Source organism: Streptomyces sp. BK239 (assembly GCF_004217285.1).
Lineage (GTDB): Bacteria > Actinomycetota > Actinomycetes > Streptomycetales > Streptomycetaceae > Streptomyces.
Window position 1 is genome coordinate 403,360 of the sequence record NZ_SHKS01000002.1, and the last position, 25,605, is coordinate 428,964.

Annotated in this window: 28 protein-coding genes; 14 read left to right on the forward strand and 14 right to left on the reverse strand. The window is 72.1% G+C overall.

Annotated elements, in window-relative coordinates; translation table 11 throughout:
- The first annotated feature begins 62 nt into the window (after positions 1-62).
- Genes EV567_RS07660 through EV567_RS07670 form a run of 3 tightly spaced genes read left to right on the forward strand, consistent with a single transcriptional unit; the run spans position 63 to position 3,687 of the window.
- Positions 63-1,580, forward strand: coding sequence for an IucA/IucC family protein (locus tag EV567_RS07660; protein ID WP_130437883.1), 1,518 nt, complete (start codon positions 63-65; stop codon positions 1,578-1,580).
- Between the two features lie 44 nt (positions 1,581-1,624).
- Positions 1,625-2,887 carry a VWA domain-containing protein gene (locus tag EV567_RS07665; RefSeq protein WP_130437884.1) on the forward strand — a complete coding sequence of 421 codons (1,263 nt, stop codon included), beginning with the start codon at positions 1,625-1,627 and terminating at the stop codon, positions 2,885-2,887.
- Positions 2,887-3,687, forward strand: coding sequence for a hypothetical protein (locus tag EV567_RS07670; protein WP_130437885.1), 801 nt, complete (start codon positions 2,887-2,889; stop codon positions 3,685-3,687). Before EV567_RS07665 ends, EV567_RS07670 begins: the two co-directional genes overlap by 1 nt.
- Positions 3,688-3,759: 72 nt before the next feature.
- Here EV567_RS07670 and EV567_RS07675 read toward each other — a convergent pair whose 3' ends face one another.
- Positions 3,760-4,392: a winged helix-turn-helix transcriptional regulator gene (locus EV567_RS07675; RefSeq protein ID WP_130437886.1), complete on the reverse strand. Its 633-nt coding sequence runs from the start codon at positions 4,390-4,392 to the stop codon at positions 3,760-3,762.
- A gap of 81 nt (positions 4,393-4,473) precedes the next feature.
- On the opposite strand from EV567_RS07675, the gene EV567_RS07680 reads away from it, so the two are divergent.
- Complete coding sequence (locus EV567_RS07680; protein WP_130437887.1) at positions 4,474-5,682, forward strand: pyridoxal phosphate-dependent aminotransferase; 1,209 nt, start codon at positions 4,474-4,476, stop codon at positions 5,680-5,682.
- Between the two features lie 20 nt (positions 5,683-5,702).
- Here the strand turns inward: EV567_RS07680 and EV567_RS07685 are convergent, their stop codons facing one another.
- The gene (locus EV567_RS07685) at positions 5,703-6,149 is read right to left on the reverse strand and encodes an ATP-binding protein (RefSeq protein WP_130437888.1); all 447 of its coding nucleotides are present in this window, start codon (positions 6,147-6,149) and stop codon (positions 5,703-5,705) included.
- A 156-nt stretch (positions 6,150-6,305) separates the two neighbouring features.
- Here EV567_RS07685 and EV567_RS07690 point away from each other — a divergent pair, with 156 nt between their 5' ends.
- The 3 genes from EV567_RS07690 to EV567_RS07700 are packed head-to-tail and all read left to right on the forward strand — an operon-like array spanning position 6,306 to position 8,017.
- On the forward strand, positions 6,306-7,157 hold the full coding sequence (locus EV567_RS07690) for a helix-turn-helix transcriptional regulator (protein ID WP_130437889.1): 852 nt from the start codon (positions 6,306-6,308) through the stop codon (positions 7,155-7,157).
- Positions 7,154-7,360, forward strand: a complete 207-nt coding sequence (locus EV567_RS07695) for a DUF397 domain-containing protein (protein ID WP_130437890.1) — start codon at positions 7,154-7,156, stop codon at positions 7,358-7,360. Before EV567_RS07690 ends, EV567_RS07695 begins: the two co-directional genes overlap by 4 nt.
- A gap of 51 nt (positions 7,361-7,411) precedes the next feature.
- The gene (locus EV567_RS07700; protein ID WP_130437891.1) at positions 7,412-8,017 is read left to right on the forward strand and encodes a histidine phosphatase family protein; all 606 of its coding nucleotides are present in this window, start codon (positions 7,412-7,414) and stop codon (positions 8,015-8,017) included.
- A gap of 94 nt (positions 8,018-8,111) precedes the next feature.
- On the opposite strand, the gene EV567_RS07705 is transcribed toward EV567_RS07700, so the two are convergent.
- Complete coding sequence (locus EV567_RS07705; protein WP_130437892.1) at positions 8,112-9,335, reverse strand: RNA-guided endonuclease TnpB family protein; 1,224 nt, start codon at positions 9,333-9,335, stop codon at positions 8,112-8,114.
- 243 nt (positions 9,336-9,578) lie between these two features.
- Here EV567_RS07705 and EV567_RS07710 point away from each other — a divergent pair, with 243 nt between their 5' ends.
- A complete protein-coding gene (locus EV567_RS07710; RefSeq protein ID WP_130437893.1) occupies positions 9,579-10,214 on the forward strand; it encodes a hypothetical protein in 636 nt (211 codons plus the stop codon).
- Between the two features lie 275 nt (positions 10,215-10,489).
- Here the strand turns inward: EV567_RS07710 and EV567_RS07715 are convergent, their stop codons facing one another.
- Positions 10,490-11,758 carry a DUF418 domain-containing protein gene (locus tag EV567_RS07715; RefSeq protein WP_130437894.1) on the reverse strand — a complete coding sequence of 423 codons (1,269 nt, stop codon included), beginning with the start codon at positions 11,756-11,758 and terminating at the stop codon, positions 10,490-10,492.
- Between the two features lie 214 nt (positions 11,759-11,972).
- Between EV567_RS07715 and EV567_RS07720 the strand changes: the two genes are divergently transcribed.
- Entirely contained in the window at positions 11,973-12,188 is a 216-nt protein-coding gene (locus EV567_RS07720; protein ID WP_130437895.1) for a hypothetical protein, read from the forward strand.
- 76 nt (positions 12,189-12,264) lie between these two features.
- On the forward strand, positions 12,265-14,082 hold the full coding sequence (locus EV567_RS07725; RefSeq protein WP_130437896.1) for an ABC transporter ATP-binding protein: 1,818 nt from the start codon (positions 12,265-12,267) through the stop codon (positions 14,080-14,082).
- Here the strand turns inward: EV567_RS07725 and EV567_RS07730 are convergent.
- The 3 genes from EV567_RS07730 to EV567_RS07740 form a co-directional block, all read right to left on the reverse strand.
- On the reverse strand, positions 14,043-15,152 hold the full coding sequence (locus tag EV567_RS07730) for a sensor histidine kinase (protein ID WP_130437897.1): 1,110 nt from the start codon (positions 15,150-15,152) through the stop codon (positions 14,043-14,045). The genes EV567_RS07725 and EV567_RS07730 overlap by 40 nt on opposite strands.
- Positions 15,149-15,808: a response regulator transcription factor gene (locus EV567_RS07735; RefSeq protein WP_130438313.1), complete on the reverse strand. Its 660-nt coding sequence runs from the start codon at positions 15,806-15,808 to the stop codon at positions 15,149-15,151. The genes EV567_RS07730 and EV567_RS07735 overlap by 4 nt, the downstream gene beginning before the upstream one ends.
- Before the next feature lie 196 nt (positions 15,809-16,004).
- A complete protein-coding gene (locus EV567_RS07740; protein ID WP_130437898.1) occupies positions 16,005-17,300 on the reverse strand; it encodes a DUF418 domain-containing protein in 1,296 nt (431 codons plus the stop codon).
- Between the two features lie 184 nt (positions 17,301-17,484).
- On the opposite strand from EV567_RS07740, the gene EV567_RS07745 reads away from it, so the two are divergent.
- Positions 17,485-17,907, forward strand: a complete 423-nt coding sequence (locus EV567_RS07745; RefSeq protein ID WP_130437899.1) for a thioesterase family protein — start codon at positions 17,485-17,487, stop codon at positions 17,905-17,907.
- 9 nt (positions 17,908-17,916) lie between these two features.
- Here EV567_RS07745 and EV567_RS07750 read toward each other — a convergent pair whose 3' ends face one another.
- Positions 17,917-18,774: an NAD(P)H-binding protein gene (locus EV567_RS07750; protein ID WP_165430326.1), complete on the reverse strand. Its 858-nt coding sequence runs from the start codon at positions 18,772-18,774 to the stop codon at positions 17,917-17,919.
- Between the two features lie 87 nt (positions 18,775-18,861).
- Here EV567_RS07750 and EV567_RS07755 point away from each other — a divergent pair, with 87 nt between their 5' ends.
- On the forward strand, positions 18,862-19,653 hold the full coding sequence (locus EV567_RS07755) for a helix-turn-helix domain-containing protein (RefSeq protein ID WP_130437901.1): 792 nt from the start codon (positions 18,862-18,864) through the stop codon (positions 19,651-19,653).
- Between the two features lie 61 nt (positions 19,654-19,714).
- Positions 19,715-20,314 carry a 3'-5' exoribonuclease domain-containing protein gene (locus EV567_RS07760; protein ID WP_130437902.1) on the forward strand — a complete coding sequence of 200 codons (600 nt, stop codon included), beginning with the start codon at positions 19,715-19,717 and terminating at the stop codon, positions 20,312-20,314.
- A 16-nt stretch (positions 20,315-20,330) separates the two neighbouring features.
- Here EV567_RS07760 and EV567_RS07765 read toward each other — a convergent pair whose 3' ends face one another.
- The 6 genes from EV567_RS07765 to EV567_RS07790 form a co-directional block, all read right to left on the reverse strand.
- Complete coding sequence (locus EV567_RS07765) at positions 20,331-21,704, reverse strand: 8-oxoguanine deaminase (protein ID WP_130437903.1); 1,374 nt, start codon at positions 21,702-21,704, stop codon at positions 20,331-20,333.
- A gap of 11 nt (positions 21,705-21,715) precedes the next feature.
- Entirely contained in the window at positions 21,716-22,633 is a 918-nt protein-coding gene (gene pucL, locus EV567_RS07770; protein ID WP_130437904.1) for a factor-independent urate hydroxylase, read from the reverse strand.
- A 4-nt stretch (positions 22,634-22,637) separates the two neighbouring features.
- Positions 22,638-23,033, reverse strand: a complete 396-nt coding sequence (uraH, locus tag EV567_RS07775; RefSeq protein WP_130437905.1) for a hydroxyisourate hydrolase — start codon at positions 23,031-23,033, stop codon at positions 22,638-22,640.
- Positions 23,030-23,557 (reverse strand): 2-oxo-4-hydroxy-4-carboxy-5-ureidoimidazoline decarboxylase, encoded by a 528-nt coding sequence (gene uraD, locus EV567_RS07780; protein ID WP_130437906.1) that lies wholly within the window; start codon positions 23,555-23,557, stop codon positions 23,030-23,032. The genes uraH and uraD overlap by 4 nt, the downstream gene beginning before the upstream one ends.
- A 176-nt stretch (positions 23,558-23,733) precedes the next feature.
- Positions 23,734-24,102, reverse strand: coding sequence for a helix-turn-helix domain-containing protein (locus tag EV567_RS07785; RefSeq protein ID WP_130437907.1), 369 nt, complete (start codon positions 24,100-24,102; stop codon positions 23,734-23,736).
- Entirely contained in the window at positions 24,099-24,350 is a 252-nt protein-coding gene (locus tag EV567_RS07790; RefSeq protein ID WP_165430327.1) for a hypothetical protein, read from the reverse strand. Before EV567_RS07790 ends, EV567_RS07785 begins: the two co-directional genes overlap by 4 nt.
- A 320-nt stretch (positions 24,351-24,670) precedes the next feature.
- Here EV567_RS07790 and EV567_RS07795 point away from each other — a divergent pair, with 320 nt between their 5' ends.
- Positions 24,671-25,447: a hypothetical protein gene (locus EV567_RS07795; protein ID WP_407071569.1), complete on the forward strand. Its 777-nt coding sequence runs from the start codon at positions 24,671-24,673 to the stop codon at positions 25,445-25,447.
- Positions 25,448-25,605: the final 158 nt, after the last annotated feature.

Consider the following 25,605-nt stretch of genomic DNA (forward strand, 5'->3'; position numbering starts at 1 on the left):
ATCAGTATCGCGGTCGTCACGAGCCGTCCGTGACGCCGTACCCGTACCCGAGGAGTCCGCCCGTGCACCGTCCCCCCACCGCCGAGGCCGAGGTGGCCGCCGAGCTCGCCGGGGTGCGCCCCGCGCTCGGGCCCCGGTTCGCCGCCGAGCTGCCGGGGGCCCGCGCGGCCGTGCTGACGCGGCTGTGGCGGGCGCTGGCCCATGAGCCGCTGCCCTGGATCGAGCACCGCGAGGCGGGCCGGGAGGGTCTGGCGCTGCGCCTTGCGGACGGCCGCCGTCTGGACGGCCCGCCCGCGGATCCGTACGCGACGACCGGCAGCGTGACGGAGGTGCGGCTCGACGGGGTGGCGTACGACGATCCCGCACGGCTGACGACACAGCTCGCCGTGCCGCACGGCGACGGTTTCGCGGCCGAACTCGGCGACAGCGTCGCGTCGTTGGCTCTCTCGCGGGCGGGGGCGGCGAGCGGCGGAGCAGGTCCGGGCGGATGGCCCGCGCACGACTGGGAGTGGGAGCAGCGTGTCGTCGACGGACATCCGTACCACCCCAACTGCCGCTCCCGGCCCGGTTTCTCGGTGGCGGAGCAGCTAGCGTACGGCCCCGAGCACCGCCCCCCGCCGGTACGGCTGACGTTGCTGCCGGCGCCGGTCGCGGAGTGCCTGGTCACGGGTGACTGGCCGGAGGAACTGCGGGACGGGCGGGACGTGCTGATCCCGGTGCATCCGTGGCAGGCGGCGCACGTCCTCAAGCGGTCGGGCCTGCCGGGTCCTGCCGCGCACCCGTTGATGTCGTTGCGCACGCTCGCGGTGCCGGGCGGCCCGCATGTGAAGACGGCGCTCAGCGCCCGGCTGACGTCGTCGGTGCGGGACATCTCGGTCGGCTCGGTCGCCTCCGCCGCGGTGCTGTCGGCGTTCGCGGAGACGCTGGCGGCGCGCACGGACGGTCTGCTGCACATGACGCGGACGTGGGGCGCGGTCACCGCCGACTCCCCCGATCTGGCGGCCCTGTTGCGCGAGTCACCGGCGGCGTACGCGGGGCCGGGCGAGCAGGTGACGCCGGTCGCGGCGCTCGCCACCACCGGACTTCCCTCACGTCCGGGCTGGTTGGTGGAGTTCGCGCGGCTGTGTCTGGGCGTCGGGCTGCGGCTGCTGGAGCTGGGCGTGGCGCTGGAGGCGCACGGGCAGAATCTGCTGGTGGTGCTGTCGGCGTCGGGCGCCCCGCTGCGGCTGGTCTACCGCGACCTCGCCGACATCCGGGTCAGCCCGGTCCGGCTGGCCCGGCACGGTGTGCCGCTGCCCGAGCTGCCGGAGCGGATCCGCACGGACGACGTACGGGCGCTGCGCCGCAAGCTGTTCGGCTCGCTCGTCGGGGGCGCGCTGGCGGGGACGGCGGGCGACGGGGAGACGCTGCGGGCGGCGCTGGCGGCGGCCGTCCGAGAGCTGCCGCGCACGCCCGATCTCGACGCACTGTGCGAACAGCCGCTGCCGGTCAAGGCGTTGACCCTGATGCGGCTGTCCCCCGAGGTCGCGGGCGATCAGTGGACCGTACTGCCCAACCCGCTGCGGTCGCACGGCATCTGAGGCCGTTTTTGTGGCGGAGCGCCTCCGATCAATAGGATCCGCCGATGATCAGAACACAACGGCTGGCGGCGGGCGTGGCGGCACTGCTCGCCACGCTCGCGGTCGGGATCGCGTTCCCGTCCGGGGCGGTCGCCGACGAGACCACAGCCAACGCTCCGAAGGTCGACCTGGTCCTCGACGTCAGCGGCTCCATGCGGGCCAAGGACATCGACGGCGGGACCCGGATGGCCGCGGCCAAGCAGGCGTTCAACGAGGTGCTCGACGCCACCCCGGAGGGCGTGCGGCTCGGCATCCGCACCCTCGGCGCCAACTACCCCGGCGACGACCGGCAGACGGGCTGCAAGGACACCGCGCAGCTCTACCCGGTCGGCCCGCTGGACCGGACCGAGGCGAAGACGGCGGTGGCGACGCTCACGCCCACCGGCTGGACCCCGATCGGCCCGGCGCTGCTGAAGGCGGCCGGGGACCTCGACGGCGGCACCGGCTCCAAGCGGATCGTGCTGATCAGTGACGGCGAGGACACCTGCGCGCCGCTCGACCCGTGCGTGGTGGCCCGGGAGATCGCCGCCAAGGGCATCGGACTGACCATCGACACCCTCGGCCTGGTCCCCAACGTCAAGATGCGCCAGCAGCTCAGCTGCATCGCCGAGGCCACCGGCGGCACCTACACCTCGGTGGAGCACACCGAGGAACTCGCCGACAAGGTCAACCAGTTGGTGGACCGGGCGGCCGATCCCGTGGTGACGCCGGTCGCCGTCGGCGGCGCGGAGTCCTGCACCGCCGCGCCGGCGCTGAAGTCGGGCCTGTTCACCGACCGCGAGGAGTTCGGCCGGCAGCGCTGGTACCGGGTCGACGTCGAGCCGGGCAAGGAGCTGCGCGCCTCGGTCAGCGTGGCGGCCGACCGGGCCGTGAACCCCTCCTACGGGGTGCTGCTGCGGGCGGTCACCGTGCACGGCCGGGAGATCGTACGGGGTGAGGCCGCGGGAAACGGCCGCACCGACGTCGTCTCGGCCGGTCTGCGCTACCCGAAGGCGGAGAGCGACGAGGAGGACGCGCCGGCCGAGACGGTGTGCCTCCAGGTGACCAACTCCTTCTCCCCGGCGGCCGGGGTGAAGACCACGCCCGGCATGCCGCTGGAGCTGACGGTGGACGTGGTGGACGGCCCGTCCCCGGCGAGCGACGTGGCCTCGTTCGGTCTGGGCCGCGGCTGGTGGCTGCTCGGCGCGCTGGTGCTGGCCGGCTTCGTCGCGGGCGTGCTGTGGGGCTGGCTGTCACGCTGGCGTGTCGCGATCTGGAGGACCAACTGATGCGGATCACACGCGTGGTGAGCGCGACCTTGCTGGCGCTCGGTCTGGCGGCGGCGCCCGCCGCGGCCGACTCGACGCCCTCGGCGAGCCCCTCCCAGGACAGCGCGGCGCCCACCCGGGCGGGCACGTCGTTCCGCACCGCCACGGAGGTCGACCAGGGCCAGAAGGCGACCGCGAGCGCGTCCACGGGCGACTACCTGTACTGGTCGTTCCCGGCTGACGCCGGCCAACGGCCCACCGTGAAGGCGACGGTGAAGCTCCCCGAGGGTCACACCGGCCAGACCTGGCAGATCGACGTGTACGACGGTCTGCGCCGCCGCCAGGCCTGCCAGTACGGCGCCCAGACGCGCACCGCCGCCGCGGGCGCGGCCTCGGCCGAACTGGCCTGCGTCCTGCGCACTGTGCGCGCCTGGTCGGAGCCGTGGGCGAACGACCCGCTGCCGGGCACGTACTACGTCCGTCTGACCGCCGTCGGGCTGAAGACGGCCGACCTCGGCCTGCCGGTCTCCACCGAACTGCGGGTGGACTCCAAGGACATGGGCGGTGCGGCGGCGGTGGACGGCAGCCTCGCCGAGCCGCTGGTGCCGGGCGTCGCGGTCAAGTCCGACACCGGGAAGGACGATTCGTCCTCGGCGGTGCTGTCGAGCATCGAGCCGGACGACGGCTGGTCGTCGGGCTGGTGGTCGGACCGCTGGGTGTGGACGGCGATCGGCGGCATGCTGGCCGCGCTGGCCGGCATCGGCGGTTACGCGCTGACCCGGGGCACGGGACGCCCGCCGGGGGTACCGCCGCAGGCGTAGCCGACGGGCGCGAGCGCCTGAACGACCCTCAGAAGGCCTGTCACACACGCGTGGCAGGCCTTCTCTCCTGCCTCACGCCTCCCGCAGCGCCTTGGCCAGCGGGCCCTCACCGCTCACGCCGACGCGCCCGGCCCGCACCGCGTCGGGCAGGGTCAACTGCCCGCGCGCGAGGGCCTCCGCGGTTCCGGCGTCCAGGGTGAGACGCGCGTCGGGCTCGCCGGGCGCGGGGCCTTCGCCGTATACGGGCGCGTCCCGAGCACCCACCAGAAGATGGAACTCGCCTTCTTCCAACACCACTTCGACGGCTCCGTCGCCCTCGCCCTCCAGCGCGCGCAGCAACGGCAGCGCGAACCAGTGGGCGCGTACGGCGTCGGTGGGCTGCCGCTCCCCCAGTTCCCCCTGCCCCCACGCCCCGAGCGCCTGCAGGACCGGCAGCAAACCGCTCCCGCGCGCGGTGAGTTCGTACACGTAGGCCGCTCCGGGCGGGGGCAGCCTGCGGCGGGTGGCGAGGCCGTCCCGCTCCATGTCCCGCAGCCGGGAGGCAAGGACGTCCGTGCTGACGCCGGGCAGGTCGGCGTGCAGGTCGGTGTAGCGGCGCGGGCCGGCGAGCAGCTCCCGGACGATCAGCAGGGTCCAGCGGTCGCCGACGACGTCGAGCGCGCGGGCGGCGGAACAGTACTGGTCGTAGCTTCGGCGACGAGACATGCGAGGCAGTCTAGACATGTCGTTGGACTTTCCAAGCGGTGACTTGGTAAAACCAAGCAACCCCAGATACCGGAGGGACCCATGGAGTTCCGGCAGTCGAACAAGCTCAGCGAGGTCTGTTACGAGATCCGCGGCCCGGTGATCGAGCACGCCAACGCGCTGGAGGAGGCGGGCCACAGCGTGCTGCGCCTGAACACGGGCAACCCCGCGCTGTTCGGCTTCGAGGCGCCGGAGGAGATCATCCAGGACATGATCCGGATGCTTCCCCAGGCCCACGGGTACACGGACTCGCGCGGCGTCCTGTCCGCCCGCCGGGCGGTGGCCCAGCGCTACCAGAGCCGGGGCCTGGAGGTCGACGTCGACGACGTCTTCCTGGGCAACGGCGTCTCCGAGCTGGTCTCCATGGCCGTGCAGGCGCTGGTGGAGGACGGCGACGAGATCCTCATCCCGGCCCCCGACTTCCCGCTGTGGACGGCGGTGACGACCCTCGCCGGCGGCAAGGCGGTCCACTACCTCTGCGACGAGCAGTCGGAGTGGTACCCGGACCTGGACGACATGGCGTCGAAGATCACCGACCGCACCAAGGCCGTCGTGATCATCAACCCGAACAACCCCACCGGGGCGGTCTACCCCAAGGAGATCATCGAGGGCATCCTCGACCTGGCCCGCCGCCACGGCCTGATGGTGTTCGCCGACGAGATCTACGACCAGATCCTCTACGACGACGCCGTCCACCACTCGGCCGCCGCGCTCGCCCCCGACCTGGTCGTCCTGACCTTCTGCGGACTGTCCAAGACGTACCGGGTCGCGGGCTTCCGCTCGGGCTGGCTGGTGGTCACCGGCCCCCGGCAGCACGCCAGGGACTACCTGGAGGGCCTGACCATGCTGGCCTCCATGCGCCTGTGCGCCAACGCGCCCGCCCAGTACGCCATTCAGGCCGCGCTGGGCGGCCGGCAGTCCATCAGCGAGCTGACCGCGCCCGGCGGCCGGCTGCGCGAACAGCGGGACGTGGTCTTCGAAAAGCTCAACGAGATCCCGGGCGTCTCCTGCGTCAAGCCCAAGGGCGCGCTGTACGCCTTCCCGCGCCTGGACCCGGCGGTGCACCGGATCCACGACGACGAGAAGTTCGTCCTGGACCTCCTCCTGCGCGAGAAGATCCAGGTGGTCCAGGGAACCGGCTTCAACTGGCCCTCCCCGGACCACTTCCGCATCCTGACGCTGCCCCACGCGGAGGACCTGGAGGCGGCGATCGGGAGGATCGGGCGGTTCCTCGGGGGATACCGGCAGTAGGACCCCCGGGCGTCGAGTCTTCAGCCGAGCGCGACCTCGCACCACACCGTCTTGCTGAAGCCGTCGCCCCACGTCGCCCCCCAGTGGCTCGACAGCGCCTCGACCAGGAGCAGACCCCGGCCGGACTCGGCGTCCGCGGCGGGCGGCCGGAGGGTGCCGGGCGTGGGTGGGCGGCGGCCCGGACGGGGGTCGGTCACCTCGATGCGAAGGGTGGCGTCCTGCGGGTAGAGCGTCAGGCGGAGCCTGAAGTCACGGCCCCGCTCCCTGCCGTGCCGTACGGCGTTCGCCGCGAGTTCGGCGACGAGGAGCGCGGCGGTGCCGTTCGCGTCCGTCGCGTAGGGCCAGCCCCAGGTGTCGAGTTGTTCGGCCGTCAGGCGCCGGGCGAGGCGGGCGCCCCTGGGGGTGGCGGAGAGCCGGACCGTGGACTGACGCGTGGTGGGGGCCGACTGGGCGATCTCCGAGTTCATGTCACTCAGCGTGGTCGATCGACTCTACTCTGAACAGGAACGTCAGCGGTACGCAGCGTCACTGTCCGGTCGCCGTCCGGGTCTGTCCGGGCGGCGACGCGTGACGCGTGGGGCCGGTGGGGAGTTGGGATCGAACGGCACGAGGAGGTGTCCGGGGTGGGCGCGACGGGACAGGGGCACGTCGAGGAACCGCACGTCGACGACGAGGAGTCGACGGCGGTGCTGCGGACCGTCGGCAAGGTCATCAAGATGTTCCGGGAGCGAAAGGGCTGGACCCAGGCCGAGTTGGGGGCGGCGGTCGGGTACAGCGAGGAGCAGGTGTCCTCGGTGGAGCGCGGACGACGGGCGCCGAAGCCGCAGTTCCTGGAGGCGGCGGACGAGGCGCTGTCGGCGGGTGGGCTGATCGCCGGGCTGCGCAAGGACGTGGAGGAGGCCCGGTACCCGAAGAAGGTGCGGGATCTGAAGAAGCTGGAGGGGGAAGCGGTCGAGATCTGCGCCTACGACAACTCCGTGGTCAACGGGTTGTTGCAGACGGAGGAGTATCTGCGGGCGGTGTTCGGGACGCGACGACCGGCGTTCTCCGAGGAGGAGATCGAGCGGCTCGTCGCCGCTCGGCTCGCGCGCCAAAAGATCATCGACGGCTCACAGACGATCCCGGCCTTCAGCTTCGTCCACGACGAGGCGAGCCTGCGTCGGCGGGTCGGGGGCAGAATGGTGTGGCGTCAGCAGCTCGAACGGCTGCTGGAGGTCGGGCAGATGCGCAACGTGGAGATCCAGGTGCTGCCTCTGGACAGTGAGGACAACCCGGGACTCGACGGCCCGTTCCACCTGCTGCGACTCAGGGAGGACAACACGGTGGCACACAGCGACATTCAGCTGGTCAGCCGACTGATCTCGGACCGTAAAGAAATCCAGATCCTTGAGCTGCGCTATGGCATGATCCGCGCGCAGGCTCTCACTCCGCGGGAGTCGCTGGCCTTCATCGAGAAACTCCTTGGAGAGACATGAGCGTGCAGCCTCCAGTTGATGACGGCTCCGAGCCGAAGTGGTTCAAGAGCAGCCACAGCAATCCCGACGGTGCGGCTTGCGTCGAAATCGCGGTCACCCCCGGCGACATCCGCATTCGGGACTCGAAGATCGCAACAGGCCCCCAACTCGCCTTCGGCCCCACGCAGTGGGCCGCCTTCGTCACGTACGCCGCCGACCGCTGACGGGGCACGCGGCGTCGGCGTCGCCGGGCGCGCTGTGCGAGCCTGTGTCGCATGGGTGATCTTTTTCTCGTCCGGCACGGAGAGACCTCGTGGTCGCGTTCCGGCCGGCACACCGGATCGACGGACGTCCCGCTCACCGAGCACGGCCGGGACGAGGCGCGGCGGCTGGCGCCGCTGATCCGGTCGCACCGGATCGGCGCCGCGTTCGTCAGCCCCGCGCAGCGCGCGCGGGAGACCGCCGAGCTGATCGGGCTCGGCCCGCACGAGCCGCAGGTCGACGCGGATCTGCGGGAGTGGGACTACGGCGGCTACGAGGGCATCACCACCGTGGAGATCCATCGTGAGCGGCCCGACTGGTTCCTGTTCACGGACGGGGTCGCGCCGGGACCGCCCGAGCATCCCGGGGAGAGCCCGGAGCAGGTCGGGGAACGGGCCGACCGGATGCTGGCCAAGGTGGACGCGGCGTTCGCGAACACCGAGGGGTGCGTGGTGCTGGTGGCGCACGGCCACTTCCTGCGGGTCCTCACGGCGCGCCGGCTCGGGCTGCCGCCGTCCTCGGGCGCGCTGTTCCAGCTGGCCACGGGCACGCTGTGCCGCCTGGGGACGGAGCACGGGCGGCCGGTGATCGCGGGGTGGAACATCCGCCCGGGCGGCTGACGGACCCGGGGGGAGGATGTCAGACCCTCGTCTTGACATGCTCCTCGTCCTGAAGGGATGAGGATTCTGGCCTTCTCGATCGGTTGCCGTGCCGCTACGCGGCGCGGTTTCCGGTCGGGAATCCGTGGCTTCCTGTTTCTTCGCGCTGTGCCGGGATCGCTCCCGGTCTTACCGGCGCTCCGCAGGCCGATACCGCCAGTCCGGCGGCCGTCTCGATGTTGATCGCGGCGTTGTGGTCACGGTCGTGGACGGTGCCGCACGCGGGGCAGGTCCATTCCCGCACATTCAGGGGTTTGGGCCCGTCCACGGTGCCGCAGGCGTGGCAGGTCTGGGAGGTCGGTTCGAACCGGCCGATCTTGACCAGGGTGCGCCCGTACCGTTCTGCCTTGTACGCGAGCATGCTGATGAATGATGACCAGCCGGCGTCGTGCACGGACTTGGCCAGTCTGGTGCGGGCCAGTCCCGTCACCGACAGGTCCTCCACGGCGATCCCTTGGTTCTCGGCGATCAGCTGGGTGGAGAGCTGGTGGTGGAACTCGCGGCGCGCGTCACTGACCTTGGCGTGGGCGCGGGCGACTTTCAGGCGGGCCCTGGCCCGGTTCTTCGATCCCTTCTGCTTGCGGGACAGCTCCCGCTGGGCCTTCTTCAGTTTCTTCTCCGCGCGCCGCAAAAAGCGCGGGGAGTCGATCTTCGTGCCGTCGGAGAGGACCGCGAAGTGGGTCAGGCCGAGGTCGATGCCGACGGTGCGGTCGGTCTGCGGCATGCGGGCGGCGTCGGCGGCGGTGTCGGTGTCGATGACGAACGAGGCGAAGTACCGTCCGGCCGCGTCCTTGATCACCGTGACGGAGGTCGGAGCGGCGGGCAGCGGACGGGACCATTTCACCTTCACCGCGCCGATCTTCGGCAGGTGCAGGCGGTGGCTGTCGGTGATGGTCCAGCGGGCGTTGGCGGTGAACCGGATCGACTGCCGAGCGTCCTTGCGGGACTTGAAGCGTGGTGCCCGAAGTTTCGGTCCTTTGCGGGAGCCGTTGAGGGAGGCGAAGAAGTTCTTGTACGCGGCCTCGGCGTCCCGCAGGGACTGCTGGAGCACCACCGCGGAAACCTCCCCCAGCCAGGACCGCTCGGCTGTCCGCTTCGCCTCGGTGATCAGCTTCCGCGACAGTTCACCGGCCGTCGGAAACGGCTGCCCGGCCCCGCGGGCGTCCTCGCGGGCACGCACGGCGTCGTTGAACACGACCCGCGCACACCCGAACGCCCTCGCCAACGCGGCCTGCTGGACGGTGTCGGGGTACAACCGATAGGCGTACCGAAGCTGCATGACGATCACCTTAGAAGCCCGAACACCCACTGTCGCCGGGAACATGCGCGCGAGAGGTCACCGTGGCGTGCACTGCCCGGCTCCGCCGGAACGACACCGCGACGCTCCACGTCGCCACCACGAGATTCCCTTCACCCCCGGCCCGAAGGCCGGAGCACTGCGAATGAATCCCGGTAGCCTCGGAGGCGGTGGGTGAACGGCAGGGGCGGGCCCGTCGTCCCCGTGGCCCGGAGGGGGTACGCCTTGACACGACCGCCGACCGCGGCGCAGCGGCGGGTGATCGACGCCGCCGATCCCGTCACCGGGCGGCTGCGGGGTACGGAGGCGCAGCTCGCGGCGCTGGTGGGGCGGGGGCTCGCCTTCCGGCATCCGCGCCCGCCGCACGACTGCTTCCTGACGCCCGCCGGGCAACGGATACGCGAGGCCGCGCCCGAACCGCCCCGTGCGGCCGAAGCGGCTCAGGAGGCGGCGGGCGCGGGCGGGGTGTTCGCCGCGCGGGTCGGCGGCGAGGAGGAGCCCGCGGTGGGGCCCTCCCGTGCCCGGGAGGTGCACAGCGCCTGGAAGGGGCTGCTGGAGCTGCGCCGGATGACCAATCCGGACGGTGCCGCGGACCGGCCGTGCGGGTGGGAGCGTACACATCTCGTGCGGGCCGCCGCGCTCGCCCTGGAGGCCGCCGGGCACCGCCCCGCAGGGCCGGACGGCGACGGCTACCGGGTCCGCGCGACGCCGCAGCCGGACGCCGTCGCGGTGCGCGGGCCGGACGCCGGGACGCTGCGGGCGTGCGCGGCGACGCTGGAAGGGGCGGGCTGGCAGGTCGGGGAGCACACCGACTCCCGCACGAGAGACCGCTACCTGCTGGCGTCCCCGCGCCGGGTGTGAGGGGCGCGGCCGAGATGTGCCGATGCCGTCGGTCAGTGCAGGTCCCACAGAGCCGTCGAGGACGCGAGCCGAGATGAGAAGGCGTCGCTGAGGTGGCTCAGCCGCTCGGCAGTGAGTTCGAGGGCTCCAGTCGGTGCGGCGCTTCTCAGGGTCCGCAGTGCCGTCCTGTCGAGGGCCGACAGAGGCTGGGAGTCGGGGTCCGGGAGGGTATGAGGAACTGCTCGGGCATCTCGGTGCCGGGGTGGAGCGAGGGGGCGTCCCACCCCGGCCGGGTCTCATCGGATGTGCTTCGCCAGCTTGGTGGCGGCGTTGAGGAGGTGTTCCAGGGGGCCTCGGCGGAAGAAGCGGGACCAGATCGCGGCGAACACGGTCGCCCCGAGGACGAACATGATGAGCGGCACCCATGACTGCTGGGTGCCGGTCCCGGCGGGCACGGACAGCGCGGACTGGGCGAGGAAGTGGCCGACGTAGGCGGTCAGGGACATGGTGCCCACGGCGATGACCGGCTTGGCCAGGCGGCGCAGTCGCGGCAGGCGGTCCATCGCCACCGTCGCGCCCACGATCACGAGGATCGCGACGCCTACGCTGCCGATGATGTCGAACGTGGTCCCGCTGTGCGGCCCGCCCTTCAGCAGGAACGACGCGGACATCTCGGGGAACGATCCCCCGTCCGGGGGCATCGAACCGCCGGCAGGGGGCATCGAACCGGAGCCGCCGGACGAGGACCCGTCTTCCGCCATGCTCCTCAACGCGCCCGATCCGGCGAGCAGCAGGGACATGCCGTAGGCGGCCGCGGTGAGGGAGGCGCCGAGCGCGGCGAGGCGCTTCTGAACGGTGCCGGAGGACAGGTCGAGGCGGCCCAGTGCCATGCCCGCGATCACGAACGACATCCACGTGAGCGCCGGGTAGAAGCCGGTGAGCAGCAGGTCGAGCACTCCCACCTCGCTGAGGCGGCGGAGCGGGTCGTGGGCGTTGATGCTCTCCTGGACCGACGAAGTCAGCAGCGAGGTCAGGACATACGCCAACTGCGGTGCGACGAGGGCGAACGCGGCCGCGACGATCGCGAGTGTCCTGGCACGCAGTCGCACCAGGGGAAGGGCCAGCAGGAAGTAGACCCCGTAGAAGCCGAGGATGATCACTCCCCCGTACTCCATCGCCAGCACGGTGCCCAGCACCAGAAGGACCGCGGCGCGGATCGCGATGCGGGCCTTCGCCTGCCGGCCCGCCAGGCCCGTCTTCGGCTCGCGGCGGCCGGCGATCAGCATCAGAGAGAACCCGGCGAGAGTGGCGAACAGGACCGACGAGTGGCCGTCCGCCATGTAGCGGATCCAGCTCGCCACGCCGGTCGTGGCGGACAGCGGGGGGCCGATGTGCACGACGTACATGCCGAACACCGCCAGCGCGCGGGCCAGGTCCACCCCGACGAGGCGTCCCGTCGAAGGACCGGCCGAGGCCGGCACGGCGGACTCGGGGGAGGTTAGGGGCGGCGGAGGTGGGTTCTCCGGGAGAGCTGACGTCTCCTGCGGCGGCTGCGTCTGTGTCATACGGCGAACCTCGCGCGGAGTTCAGGGTGCGGGCCATCCGGCAGGCTTCAGTGACGCCCCCGCCGACCGGCGGGTACCGCCCTGCCGACCGGCGGAACCTCGTCCCCGGCCCGGTCCGGTGCGACCGGGCGGTGATCTTGTCCAGCCACTCGGCGGGGGTGGACCCGACGGTTGCCGGGTGGGTGCGGGACGGCCGGGCTTCCAGGGTCGAGGCATGACACACCGTGCGCGACACAAGGAGCTCAACACCTCCCGCGCCTCACCACCTGACGAACCGGGGCATGACGTGGTCCCTCTCAGAGGCGACTTCCTGGAGTTCCTCGGCCTGGTGCTGGCTGTGGGCGCCCTCGTCCTGGTCGTCGTACGCCCTGAGCTCCCCGAAGCGTTCGTGCGCGCCCTTTCATCGAGCACGGCCGGACTCGTCCGTTGAGCCGGCACACCATCACGCCCGGTCCGCGCGGCACCGTCTGCGCGGTGCCGGGCGGACCGCAGAAGGAAGGAACGTTGTGAACACCGCATCCGCCCCGGCGAAGGACGAGTCGTCCCTGTCTGCCCGGGAGACCGTCAGGGCGCTGTACGGGTATGTCCGGCCGCACCGTTGGGCCGTCGCCCTTGGTCTGTTGTGCGCCCTGGTGGGGGCCGCCGGGGCGCTGCTGCAGCCGTTGGCCACGAAAGCGCTGGTGGACCGGATGGCTTCCGGTGGGACCATCGCCGGGATCCTGATCGGGCTCACCGTGCTGGTGGTGGTGGGCACGGCGGTCGAGGCGTTCGGCGCGTACGTGCTGGAGCGGACGGCGGAGTCGGTGGTCCTGGCCGCTCGACGCACCGTGGTGGGGCGGCTGTTGCGGCTGCGGATCGCGGAATGGGAGCGGATCCCGCCGGGTGATCTGATGTCCCGCGTCACCTCGGACACCACGCTGCTGCGGGCGGTCAGCACGCAGGCGGTCGTCTCCGCGGCCACGGGTGCGGTCGCGTTCGTCGCGGCGATCGTGATGATGGCTCTGCTCGATGTCGTGCTGCTGGGTGTCACGCTCGGCGTGGTCGTGCTGGTCGGCGGGGCCGTCGCGCTGGTCATGCCGAAGATCGCCCGGGCCACCGAGCGATCGCAGCAGGCGGTCGGGGAGATCTCCGTCGCGTTGGAGCGGGCCTTCGGGGCGTTCCGCACGGTGAAGGCGTCCGGTGCCGAGGGCCGGGAGACCGCCCGGGTGGAGGCGGCTGCGCGGCGGGCGTGGCGGCACGGCGTGAAGAGCGCGAAGTGGGAGGCCGCGGCGGGCTCGGCCGACGAACTCGCCGTCCAGCTGGCCTTCCTCGCGGTGCTCGCGGTCGGCGGGGCGCGCGTGGCGTCCGGGGAGATCCCCGTGTCCACCCTCATCGCCTTCCTGCTGTATCTCTTCTACCTGATCGAGCCGGTGTCCAGACTGGTCGACGCCGTCTCCCAGTATCAGGAGGGGGCGGCGGCGCTCTCCCGGATCGCGCAGGTGGAACAGCTGGCGACCGAGCCGACCGACGGCCGGCACAACGGCCCGCCCAGGCAGGGGGCATCGGTGTCGGAGCCGGCGTCGGTCCGCTTCGAGGACGTGTCCTTCCGCTACGGGCCCGGTTCGCCGTACATCCATCAGCAGGTGAGTTTCGAGGTTCCGGGAACCGGTACGACGGCCTTCGTCGGTCCCTCGGGCGCGGGCAAGTCGACGGTCTTCGCGCTCATCGAGCGGTTCCACGAAGTCACCGGCGGCCGGGTCCTGGTCGACGGCAAGGACGTGCGGGACTGGTCCCTGTCCGAGCTGCGGTCTGCCATCGGGTACGTGGAACAGGACGCGCCCGTCTTGGCCGGCACCCTGCGGGAGAACCTCGTCTTCGCGGCGCCCGGCGCGAGCGACGACGACATCCGCGACGTCCTCGCCCGCACGAAGCTCGACACCCTCGTCGAGCGCCTGCCCCACGGCCTGGACACCCCGGTCGGACACCGCGGTTCGAAACTGTCGGGCGGCGAACGGCAGCGCATCGCCATCGCCCGCGCACTGCTGCGCAAGCCCCGACTGCTGCTCCTGGACGAGGCGACCTCACAGCTCGACGCCGTCAACGAGCTCGTGCTGCGGGACGTCATCACGGAGGTGGCCCGCGACACCACCGTGCTGGTGGTGGCCCACCGCCTGTCCACGGTGACCGGAGCCGACCGCATCGTCGTCCTGGACGCCGGCCAGGTCCGAGCCGTCGGCACTCACGAGGAACTGGTGACCGAGGACCCGCTGTACGCACGACTGGCAGCCGCCCAGCTCCTTCCCGCTCAGTCCGCGCTGAGCGGGATCCGCAGCCGCACCCGGTAGCCGCCTTCCGTGGTCGGGCCCGCATCCAGGGTGCCGTGCAGGACGTCGGCACGTTCCCGCAGTCCGACGAGGCCTTGCCGGGAGCCGGGGAGGGACAGGGAAGGACGCGTGGGCGGGGTGTTGGTGACGGTCACTCCGATGTCGTCGCCGTCCTGCCACAGTTCGACGCCGGCAGTGGCGCCAGGTGCGTGTTTGCGGACGTTGGTCAGCGCTTCCTGCACCGTACGGTAGAGAGCGCGTTGGGTGGGTGTGCTCACAGTGGGTGGCAGTTCGCCCGTCAGCTGTACGTGAGTGCCGCTTGATTCCACGAGTTTGCGCAGGTCGGCAAGGGTGGGCTGAGGCGTCAGCTCGGTGGCGTCGCCGCCGGAGGCCCGCAGCAGGGTGACCATGGTGCGCAGTTCGTCGAGCGTGGTGACGCTCAGCGAACGGATCGTGCGGGCGGCCTCCTTGGCGTCCGCGTCCTTGGTGCCGACCTGCAATGCTCCGGCCCGGACGGCGATCAGGCTGACCTGGTGGGAGACCACGTCGTGCATCTCGCGTGCCAGTTGGGCGCGTTCGCGGGCGAGGACGGCCTGGGCGTGCAGGGTCCGCTCGTGTTCCCTTGCCTCCTCGATCTCGGCCAGTCGCTTCGCGAGGTCCCGCTGTGCCTGGAGCAGCTGGCCGAAGAGGACCGGCGCCGCGGCCGTGGCCAGGCCGTACACGAAGAAGACCACTGTCATGGTCCGGTCTACCTCGGCCAGGGGCCACGGGGTGCTGCTCGCGACGGCGGCCAGGGCGACGCACACGGCGAGGAGACGGCGGTTGCGGGAGCGTTCGGCCAGGGTGAACAACGCCGCGAGCACAGCGACGGCGACGTCCTGCATCAGCGCGACGGGCAGGGTGAGCAGGAACACGCCGAGCGGGAACCTGCGCCGGAAGGCCAGCGCGGTGCACCCGACAGCCGCCAGCGCGAGCCCGAGGCGCGTGGGCTCCCAGTTGTTCAGCCGCACGTCCACGGCCGCCGCGACCACCAGGGCGAGGTCGATGACCGGCGCGGGAAGCCGCTGCCACAGGACGCGTGCACGGCTCATCCGCCGGCCTCCGACCGCAGGCGCTCGTCGAGCAGCCCGGCCCGCTGCGCCAGCAGCGCGGCCTGTACCCGGCCCGCCACCCGCAGCTTCGTCAGGATCGCGCTGACGTGGTCCTTGACCGTGCCCGCCCCCAGGTGGATGCGCGCCCCGATGTCCGCGTTCGACAAGCCCTCCGCCACCAGGACGAGGACGTCACGCTCCCGCGCGGTGAGCAGCCGGACCCGCGCCGCGTCCTCGTCGACAACCGTCTCGGTGCCGGGGTGGCTGTGCAGCAGGGTCCGCGACGCCTTGGGGGACAGCACGACGCCGCCCGCGGCCAGGGTGCGCACCAGATGAGGGAGTTGCTCCGGTTCGGTGTCCTTGAGCAGGAAGCCGGCAGCGCCGCCGTTCAGCGCGGTCAGGATGTACTCGTCGGCGTCGAACGTGGTCAGCATCGCCACCACCGGCGGGTCCGGCATCGTGCGCAGCTCGCGAAGGACGGTGAGCCCGTCGACGTCCGGCATCCGGATGTCCAGCAGCACCACGCCGGGCCGCTCCCGGCGGACGGTGTCCACCGCGTCTGCGCCGCTCGCGGTCGCGACGACCTCTATGTCCTCGGACGCGCCCAGAATCAGCTGGAAGCCCGAGCGGACCAGAGCCTCGTCGTCGACCACCACTACCCGTATCACGCGCCCCGCCTCACCTTGTTCATGCCGTTCGGCCCATGCCGACTCGACCCTAAAGCCATGCGGAGCCCTTGCGGCCCGCGAGCGGCGGCACCCGCCACACGGCGGGGCAGCACCCACCGCTCGGCAGGGCCACAACAGCCTTCTGCCGACAGGCCGTACGGATTCCCCGGGGCGCCCGCCCGGCTCAGCGGACGCGGTTCGCCAGTTCGGTGGCTCTGTTGAGGAGGTACTCCAACGGGCCGCGGCGGAAGAAGCGGGACCAGATCCCAGCGAACAGGGTGGCCCCGGCCACGAAGCAGAGCAGCAGCTCGAAGGAGGCGGACTGCGGTGGGGTGACCCCTTCGCCGGGCAGGGCGAGGATCACCAGGATGTGGCTCACGTAGAGGGTCAGGGACATGGTGCCGACGGCGATGACCGGCGCCGCCAGCCGGCGCAGCACCGGCAGCCGGTCCACGGCCACCGTCAGGCACAGGATCACGGTGATCGCGACTCCCACGCAGCCGATGAGGTCGAACGTGGAACCGCTGTGCGGCTCCGCCGCCAGCAGCCCCCAGGCGTCGGGGCCCCACAGTCCATTGCCGACCGGCAGGTCGAAGGACCCCTCTGCCATGCCGGGATCCTTCATGGCGGTGCCTTCCTTCAGGACGTCGAAGTCCTTCATGCCAGGCATCCCGGCCATGATCTCCCTGGCGCCGCCGGTCAACCGGAGCGCCAGCCACGAGACGCCGTATCCGAAAGCGGTCAGCGCGGGACCGACCACGGCCAGCCGCCGCCGCACCGCACCGGAGGACAGATCCAGTCGGCCCAGGGCCATGCCGGTGACCACGAACGTCATCCAGGTGATCGCCGGGTAGAAGCCGGTGAGCAGGAAGTCGAGCACACCCACGCCGGAGAGGCGCGCGATCGGGTCGTAGGAGTCGATCGTGTGCACGGTCGACTCGCTGAGCAGCGCCCGCAGGGCGTACGCCACCTGCGGCATGACGAGCGCGAGCGCGACCGCGACGGTCGCGAGAGTCCTGGCGCGCAACCGCAGCAGAGGCAGGGCCAACAGGAAGTACACCGCGTAGAAGTTGATGATGACGCCGCCGCCGAAGTCGGTCATCGCCAGCGCGGTCCCCACCACCAGAAGGATCACGGCCCGGATCACGATCCTGGCCTTCGCCTGCCGGCCGGCCAGTCCGGTCTTCGGCTCCGGACGGCCGGCGATCAGCACCAGCGAGAACCCGGCGAGGGTGGCGAACAGCGCCGAGGCCCGGCCGCTCGCCAGCCAGACGGCCCAGGTGCCCATGCCGTCACCGGAGACGGGGAAGGGATTGAAGGGGCCTACGTGCACGGCGAACATTCCGAACACGGCCACGGCACGGGCGAGGTCCACCCCGACCAGGCGCGCCGTCGACGAAGGGCGTTCCGTCGCCGTGACAGGCTCGGGTACGTCCAGGGGCTGGGCAGGCGCCTTGTCGGCGCTTTCGATCTCGGTCACCGGGACAACCTCGCCGAGACGTGGGCGGTCGACCATCCGCCGGGCTTCAGGAGGTGTCCCGCCGGTCGGCCCACCGCCCCCCTCCGGTCGGCGGGGGGGGCGGGAGCCGTGCGAGGAGGAAGTGGACGCCGCAGTGGGCGAGGATGATGATGTCCCCGGACGAACACAGCAGGAGGAGCCACCAGTGAGCGAGCCGTTTTCCGTCCGGATCACCGTCCGCGGATACGAGACCGACACGCAGGGCCATGTGAACCAGAGTGTGTACGTCAACTACGCGGAACACGCCCGCTGGTCGCTGCTCCAGGCCGCCGGGATCACCCAGGCCGCCCTGATCGCGAGGGGCGTCGGGCCCGTCGCCCTGGAGACGACCATCCGCTACAAGCGTGAGCTTCTCGCCGGCGACGAGGTCGACGTGACGTGCGTCTTCGAGTGGAGCGGCGGCAAGACGTTCCGCATCGAGCAGGTCATGCGCAAGGCCGACGGCACGGTGGCGGCCGAACTCACCGCGGTCGGCGGCCTGCTGGACCTGAAGTCACGGCGGATGGTGCCCGACCCGCAGAACCACTTCAAGGAACTGGCGTCCGACCCGGCCCTGTTCGGCCTCTGACGGACGGCGTCACCCGAAGGCCGCTCGACACTCGCGCGCCCACTCGCGGTAGGTCCGCGCCGGACGCCCCAGCAGCTCCGGCACGTCCTCGGTGACCACGGCGTTGCCGCCGTCGCGTACGAAGGCGTTGCCGGCCAGGACGCCCTCCGCCTGGGCCTCACCGAGACCCCATGCGAGCAGACGCTCACGCGCCTGGCGCGGTGTGAGGTCCCGGGTGGTGATCGGCCGGCCGAGGACCTCGGCGAGCACGGCGGCCTGCTCCGGGACGCTGATCGTCTCCGGTCCGGTCAGCGTGTACGTCCGTCCGGCGAGCCGGCCGTCGAGAAGGACCCGCGCCGCGGCCTCGGCCACGTCACGCGGGTCGATCACGCCCTGCGCCCCGTCGCCGCTCATGTTCGGCACCGGCTCGCCCGCTTTGATCGGGGCCGCCCAGCTCAGTGTGTTCGAGGCGAACGACGAGGGCCGCAGGACGGCCCACTCGGCCCCGCTCTCGCGCACGGCCCGCTCGCCGGGCAGATGCCACGTTCCGAAAGCGCCCAGACCGGGGTCTCCGGTCGCGATCGCGGACAGCTTCACCAGCCGGCCGACCCGCGCCGACCGGGCCGCCGCCACCAGCGCCTGGTCGTGGTGGGTGTCCGGACCCGGGACGCCCACCAGGAACGCGGCCCGCGCTCCGGCCGCCGCGGCCTCCAGGGAGCCGGGGTCGAGGTAGTCCCCACGTGCCACCTCCACCCCTGAGGGCAACGCGGCGGCCTTCGCCGGGTCGCGGAGCAGTGCGCGCACCTTCTCGCCGCGTGCCGTCAACTGTCGTACGAGTTCACTGCCGATGGTGCCCGTGGCACCGGTCACGAGGATCATGGCTCTCACGGTGCCGGGCGTCGCCGCCGCATCTCTAGGAGATTCCGGCACGCTTCGGCGACCCTCCGGGACCTGTCCGGCGCTTACGGTGGAGCGGTGACCGACGTCCTCGCCGAACAGCCCCTCACCGTCCACGACCGGGCGCGCCCCTGGATCTCCGGCGTCGCGGCGGTGCGGGCCACGGGTCCCGTCGAGAACGCCCTCGCACACCCGCCGGACACCGCGACCCAGGTGGTCGTGCGCCTGCGGGGCGACGGGTGGCGCGACACACTGGTCGTCGGACCGCGCACCCTGGCCACGTACCACGCGGACGCGCACCAGCGGGTGGTGTCCTGTGTGCGCCTGCGTCTGGAGCCGGGTGCGGTGCGACCGCTGCTGGGTGTGCCGGCCGTGGACCTCGTCGGCCGGGTGATGCCGCTGGGCGCCCTGCCCTCCGACACGGCCCGTGCGCTGGCGCGCGAACTGGCTCACCAGGAGCCGGGTGAGGTCACGTCGGGACTCGCGGATCTGCTCCCCCCGCCCTCCGACCGTTCCCGCGACCGCGACCGGCTGCTGCGCGCCGCCGTCGCCGCCCTGTCGACCCGCCGGGACCGCGCGCCGGCCGCCGTGCGGGACGTCGCCCGCCAACTGGCCGTCAGTGAACGCCAGTTGCGCAACCTCTTCGCGGAGGGCATCGGCCTCTCCCCCAAGCACTTCGCCCGCATCGACCGCGTGCGGCACGTGCTGGACCACGCCCTGACCACCCCGTGGGCCGAACTCGCCGCCGTCACCGGTTACTACGACCAGTCGCACATGACGGCCGACTTCCGCACCCTGATGGGTGTGCCGCCCCGGGCGTTCTTCTCAGGGCGGCTGCCGCGGGCCACACCCTGCCAAGCGCCCTCATGAGGCCAGGGTGAAGCGGAATTCGGGTGCACCGCGCCCCGGGCACCTGCGATGCTCCCGTCCCATGCCCCCGCGACGCGTCAGACCCAGCCTGTACATCTCCGTGGACATCGAGGCCGACGGGCCCATTCCCGGCCCGTATTCGATGCTCAGCCTCGGCGCCGCGGTCGCCGGTGTGCAGGACGCGGACGGTTTCACCGCAGCCGATCCCGCCGCGCGGACCTTCTACCGCGAACTGCGGCCCATCAGCGAGGAGTTCGTGCCCGAGGCGCTGGCCGTGAGCGGGCTCGACCGGGAGCGGCTGCGCGAGCAGGGGATCGAACCCTCCCTGGCACTGGCCCAGTTCGCCCACTGGGTGCGTGAGGTGAGCGACGGCGCGCAGCCGGTGATGTGCGGCTACCCGGCGCCGTACGACTGGACCTTCCTGTACTGGTATCTGATCCGGTTCACCGGGTCGAGTCCGTTCGGGCACTCCGGCTGCCTCGACATGAAGACGCTGTACGCCACGAAGGCGGGACTGCCGCTGCGGGCGGTGGCGAAGCGCGCCATGCCGCCCGAGCTGCTGTCGACGCGCCGCCACACCCACCACGCCCTCGACGACGCGATCGAACAGGCCGAGCTGTTCGCCAACCTCATGGCCTGGGCGGGCCCCCCGGAGTCCTGAGGCCGCCCCTTCCGGCTCAGGAACCGGCGGCGATCCGGGCCAGCCGCCTCGCCTCCTCGCGGGTGGATCGGGCGATCGCGTCCTCGTCGGCGGTCAGCAGCCGGCCGTTCTCGACGATCTGGCGGCCGTTCACGAAGGAGGCGGTGACCGGGGCGGCCGCGCCGAAGACCAGCGCGGTCACCGGGTCGGCGATGGAGGCGTGGGCGAGGGTGTCCATCCGCCACAGCACCAGGTCGGCCAGCTTTCCCGGTTCCAGTGAGCCGATCTCCCTTTCGCGGCCCAGGACTCGGGCTCCGCCGTAGGTGCCGAGGCGCAGCGCCTGACGGGCGTTCAGGGCGGCCTCGCGGTGGGGGCCGAGTCGGTTGACGAGGAGGGCGTTGCGCAGCTCGGTGTGCAGTTCGCCGGACTCGTTGGACGCGGTGCCGTCGACGCCGAGGCCGACCGGGACGCCGGCCGCGAGGAGGTCGGGGACGCGTGCGATCCCCGCCGCCAGGCGGGCGTTGGAGGAGGGACAGTGGGCGACGCCGGTCCTCGTACGGGCGAAGGCTTCGATGTCGGAGTCGTTCATGTGGACGCAGTGCGCCATCCACACGTCCTCGCCCAGCCAGCCGGTGGACTCGAAGTAGTCGGTCGGGCCCATGCCGAACAGCTCGTGACAGAACTTCTCCTCCTCGACCGTCTCCGAGCCGTGGGTGTGCAGCCGCACGCCGAGCCGGCGCGCCAACTCCGCTCCCTGCCGCATCAGTTCGGTGGAGACGGAGAAGGGTGAGCAGGGGGCGACGGCCACCTGGGTCATCGCGCCGAAGGAGGAGTCGTGGTGGCGCCGTACGGTCTTCTCGGTGGCGGCGAGGGCGTCCTCAAGGCTCTCGACGGCGAAGTCGGGCGGCAGGCCGCCGTCCTTCTCGCCGCGGTCCATGGAGCCGCGCGCCAGGGTGAAGCGGACGCCCATGTCGCGGGCGACGCCGATGATCGTGCCGGCCAGGTCCCCGCAGCCGCGGGGGAAGACGTAGTGGTGGTCCATGGCGGTGGTGACGCCGCCACGGGCCATCATCGCGAGCGAGCCCTGCGCGGCCGCGCGCACCATCGGCTCGTCGATGCGCGCCCACGTCGGGTACAGCGCGACGAGCCAGTCGAAGAGGTTGTGGTCGGTGGCGAGGCCCCGGGTGATCCACTGGTAGAAGTGGTGGTGGGTGTTGACCAGGCCGGGGGTCACGAGGTGGCCGGTGGCGTCGACGCACCGTACGACGTTCTCCAGGCCTTCGGGGGCGCGGCCGGGGCCGATCGACTCGATCCGGTCGTCCGCCAGGACCACGTGCCCCGAGGCGTGCTCGGTGTCGTGCGCGTCCACGGTCGCGATGGCCGCGTTCTCGATGACGGTGCGCTGGGTCATCCGGTCCGTCCTCACAGGTTGGTCAGGTCCTCCGGGATCCGCGCCTCGCAGCCGTCCCGCAGGACGGTGGCCTCGATCAGGCCGTAGGGGCGGTCCGCGGCGAAGTACACCTCGTTGTCGTTCTCCAAACCGAACGGCGTGAGATCCACCAGGAAGTGGTGCTTGTTGGGCAGCGAGAAGCGGACCTCGTCGATCTCCGGGCGGTGTTCGACGATCCGGGAGCCCATCGCGTACAGGGTCTGCTGGAGGGACAGCGAGTACGTCTCGGCGAAGGCCGAGAGCAGGTGCTCCCGGGTTCGCGCGTAGGACTCGTTCCAGTCGGGCGCGGGCTGCGCGTCGTCGGTCCAGTTCAGGCGCCAGCGCCCGGAGACCTCGGTGGCCAGGACCCGGTCGTGGGCCTCGGGGAGCGTCGTGTACCTGTCCTTGACGTAGCCCCAGAACTCGGAGTCGGTGGTGTTCAGCACGGTCAGGTCCTTGAGCCCGGCGACGACCTCCCAGCGCTCTCCGTCGTAGGCGATCTGGGCGAGCCGGGTCTCCTGGCCCTTGCGGACGAAGGAGTGCGCGCCCTCGCCCGAGGTCTCGACGCGCTCCCAGGCGTACTCCTCGACGCGGATCCGGGCCCGGTGGATCGACTGCTGCGAGGTGACGAAGTGGCGGGCGAGGTGGATGCCGAACTGCTCGGGGGAGTCGACGCCGTGCTCCTTGGCGAACGCGTACACCGTGTTCTTGGTGGTGTCCGTCGGCAGGACGCCGGCGTTCGAGCCCGAGCAGTGGACCTCCTCCATGTCGCCGCTGAGCGACACGGAGACGTTGAGGTCCTTGATGTGGTGGGTGGCGCCGTCGCGCGTGACCTTGACGACCCGGGTCTCGGCCTTGCCGTACCGGTTCGGCCCGAGCACCGGGCGGCCGGGGCGGGGGTTGTCTGCCATGGAGCTAGCTCCCTCGGTATACGGAGTAGCCGAACGGGGTGAGCAGCAGCGGTACGTGGTAGTGCTCGCCGGGCGCGACGGCGAACGTGACCGTCACCTCCGGGAAGAACACGCCCGGACCGCCGTCCCGGTGCGCGGGGGCGTCCTGCCGTGCCTCGGCCCGCTCGTTCTCGAAGTACGGCTCGACCGCGAAGTCGAGCCGTACATGGGTGGTCCCTTCCGGCAGGTCCGGGAGGTCCTTGCACCGGCCGTCCGCGTCGGTCGCGGAGCCGCCGAGCGGCTGCCAGCCGGCGTCGCGGCCCGCGCGGGCGGCGATCCGGACGGCGACGTCGCGGGCGGGGCGGCCGACGGAGGTGTCCAGGATGTGGGTGGACACCGAGGCGGTCGTGCTGGTGCTCATGCTGCTCCTCGGTCCTCTTCTGCTTCGACGACGCGGGCGAGCCGGATGCGGTTGATCTTCCCCAGTTCGGTGCGGACGATCTCCCGCTCCCGCTCCGGCGTGTTGCCGATCCGTTCCCGCACGGCGTCGCGCATCTGCTCGCCGGTGCGGCCGGTGGCGCAGATCAGGAAGACGTGCCCGAACTTCTCCTGGTAGGCCAGGTTGAGTTCGAGCATCTCCGCTCTCAGCTCCTCGGACGCGCCGGCCATGCCGCGCTGTTCGCGGGCGGAGGCCGGGTCGCCGGGCCGGGGCCGGCCGATCGGCGGATGCCCGGCCATGGCCTCGTCGAGGTCCCGCGCGCTCAGGCCGGCCGTCGCGGCGTCGCCGGCGGCGTAGAGGTCGTCGGGGGTGGCGTAGGGACGGCCGGCGAGCAGCCGCCGCACCCATGCCGTCGAGGCGCACACCTCGTGCAGCGCGGCGGCTGCCGCCCGCTCCTCCAGGGCGTTGAACCGGCTCAGACCGGCGGGCTGGGGAGTCGACGTCACGGGAGCCTCCGTGGCCGTGGCGGCCTGCGTGCTGAGGGGACTGCGTACTGACCGGGCTGGGGCCAGCTAACGCCCCACCGGTCCCCGGCGTCAACACTTTGTTGAAAAATCCGGGTCACGGCTCCCCGCCGACGGGTCACGCCCCCCCCCGCAGCGGGTGACGACCTCGCCGCCGCTCAGCCGCCCTTCTCGCGGTTGAGGTAGTTGTAGACGGTGAACCGGCTCACCCCGAGTGCGCCGGCCACGGTCTCCACGCCGTGCCGCACGGAGAACGCGCCGCGCGCCTCGAGTATCCGTACGACCTCCTGCTTGGCCTTGCGGTCGAGGTCGGCGAGCGGCCTGCCCCGCTCGCGCTCCATGGCGGCCAGGATGTGGTCCAGGGAGTCGGCGAGCTGCGGCAGCCGTACGGCGACGGCCCGCGTCCCCTCCCAGGTAAGCACGACGTCGTCGGGACCGGCCTCGTCCGGCGGGAGCAGCTCTCCGCCCATCGCGTCGACCAACGGCTTGACGGCCGCGACGAAGGCCTCGTCCCCGGCGCGGGTCACTTCCCGTCCTCCCCGACCACGTTGAGCTGGAGGGAGATCCGGGTGGCGCCCGACCCGAGGGTCCGGCGCAGCACGGCGTCCACGGCGGCGAGCACGGCGTCGGCGTCGCCTTCGGCGGTGTTGCCGAACGGGCCGACGTCCACGGCGTCCAGATCGGCCGACTCGATCACCTCGCGGGCGACCAGCGCGTGCGCGGGCGCCTCGTCGAGATCGAAGGGCTCGGTGGTGAACTCCAGTCTCAATCGCACGCGCTCAACCTAACGCGCGAGGCGGTCTCCCGCCGGGCGTCCTCCCCGGAAGGGGGGCGCCTCCGTCCGGCGCGGCCGGGAGCCCGCGTCAACCTCAAATGAACCTCTGAACATGGCCCGTGGGCTTCAACCGCGCCTGGCGCAGGGCACATTGTGGTCCCGCGGGGTCCGCCGGCACGGGGGCGGCGGACCCCGCGCATCGTGCAGCGGGCGTTCGATCTTCGAGCACGCGCCGGGCCTTCGGGCCCGCTTTCTCCGGTCTCTGCCCGACCTTCGCCAACGGACGGACAAGCGGGGGGCGATGGAGGACCATGGGGGCCATGTTCGAGAGCGTGCCGGTGAGTTGCCCGGCCTGCCGACGCGAGCGTCTCTACTCCGCGCCGACCTACCCGTGCGCGTGCGGCGCCCCGGTCACCCCGCGCCTCGACCGCCGCGCGAAGGTGACGGCCGTCGCCCACCGCGCGTGGGAGGAGGAGTGGGTCACCGTGCGGTGCGCGGCCTGCGGCCGCCATGACCAGTGGCCGCGACCGGAGCTGGGGTGCGTCTGCGGCACGGTGCTGCGCATCCCGGTGAGCGCGGGGACGGACGACGGTGAGGGGGCGGCGACTTCGCCGCCCCGGCAAAAGACGGCGGGCCCGCGGCCGGGCGCGGACCCGGCGGCGGACCTCGCGGCCGCCGCGCCGCCCGCGCCCATATCCACCTCCCCGCCCCGCCCCCGCCCCTTCCGCCCCGTCGCCATCCGCACGGCCCGGGACGCGGTCACCGCGACCGCCCTGTACCTGGACTGGCTGGGCTACCCGGAGGTCCGCCGGGCCGACCAGCGCCCGACCTCGGGCATAGGCCTCGCCACCCGGGGGCTGCTGGCGCAGGTCGACCCCAAGGCGGGCCCGGCCTCCCTGCGGGACGTCGAATGCCTGTGGCTGACGGCCATGACGGAGTCCTCGGAGTGCGTGTACTTCTCCCTCTCCGGTTACACCCCCGACGCCCACGCCCGCGCCGACTCCCTCGCCGTGCCCCTGTTCGTCATGGACCTCACGGGCAGACCCCGGCCGGTCAACGCGGTCGCCGGCGCGCTCGACGCACAGGGCGGCGGCTGAGCCGGCACCACCGCGCCGGCCCGGCTCCGCCGCCGGCTCACGCGCTAGGGCGTGTTTCGAAAGTAGCGTCGTCCGCCCGGAGGGCGGGGCTCGCGGCGTCTGGTGCGGTGCATCGCAAGGCGGAGGGTCGTCCGCGTACTGGTTGTACGCGGACGACC

Bases quoted from the DNA above. Each gene is read 5' to 3' on its own strand.
- EV567_RS07665 (WP_130437884.1), top strand. From the start codon at position 1,625: ATGATCAGAACACAACGGCTGGCGGCGGGCGTGGCGGCACTGCTCGCC.
- EV567_RS07670 (WP_130437885.1), top strand. From the start codon at position 2,887: ATGCGGATCACACGCGTGGTGAGCGCGACCTTGCTGGCGCTCGGTCTG.
- EV567_RS07675 (WP_130437886.1), bottom strand. From the start codon at position 4,392: ATGTCTCGTCGCCGAAGCTACGACCAGTACTGTTCCGCCGCCCGCGCG.
- EV567_RS07680 (WP_130437887.1), top strand. From the start codon at position 4,474: ATGGAGTTCCGGCAGTCGAACAAGCTCAGCGAGGTCTGTTACGAGATC.
- EV567_RS07685 (WP_130437888.1), bottom strand. From the start codon at position 6,149: ATGAACTCGGAGATCGCCCAGTCGGCCCCCACCACGCGTCAGTCCACG.
- EV567_RS07695 (WP_130437890.1), top strand. From the start codon at position 7,154: ATGAGCGTGCAGCCTCCAGTTGATGACGGCTCCGAGCCGAAGTGGTTC.
- EV567_RS07700 (WP_130437891.1), top strand. From the start codon at position 7,412: ATGGGTGATCTTTTTCTCGTCCGGCACGGAGAGACCTCGTGGTCGCGT.
- EV567_RS07705 (WP_130437892.1), bottom strand. From the start codon at position 9,335: ATGCAGCTTCGGTACGCCTATCGGTTGTACCCCGACACCGTCCAGCAG.
- EV567_RS07715 (WP_130437894.1), bottom strand. From the start codon at position 11,758: ATGACACAGACGCAGCCGCCGCAGGAGACGTCAGCTCTCCCGGAGAAC.
- EV567_RS07720 (WP_130437895.1), top strand. From the start codon at position 11,973: ATGACACACCGTGCGCGACACAAGGAGCTCAACACCTCCCGCGCCTCA.
- EV567_RS07730 (WP_130437897.1), bottom strand. From the start codon at position 15,152: ATGAGCCGTGCACGCGTCCTGTGGCAGCGGCTTCCCGCGCCGGTCATC.
- EV567_RS07760 (WP_130437902.1), top strand. From the start codon at position 19,715: ATGCCCCCGCGACGCGTCAGACCCAGCCTGTACATCTCCGTGGACATC.
- EV567_RS07765 (WP_130437903.1), bottom strand. From the start codon at position 21,704: ATGACCCAGCGCACCGTCATCGAGAACGCGGCCATCGCGACCGTGGAC.
- pucL (WP_130437904.1), bottom strand. From the start codon at position 22,633: ATGGCAGACAACCCCCGCCCCGGCCGCCCGGTGCTCGGGCCGAACCGG.
- uraH (WP_130437905.1), bottom strand. From the start codon at position 23,033: ATGAGCACCAGCACGACCGCCTCGGTGTCCACCCACATCCTGGACACC.
- EV567_RS07795 (WP_407071569.1), top strand. From the start codon at position 24,671: ATGTTCGAGAGCGTGCCGGTGAGTTGCCCGGCCTGCCGACGCGAGCGT.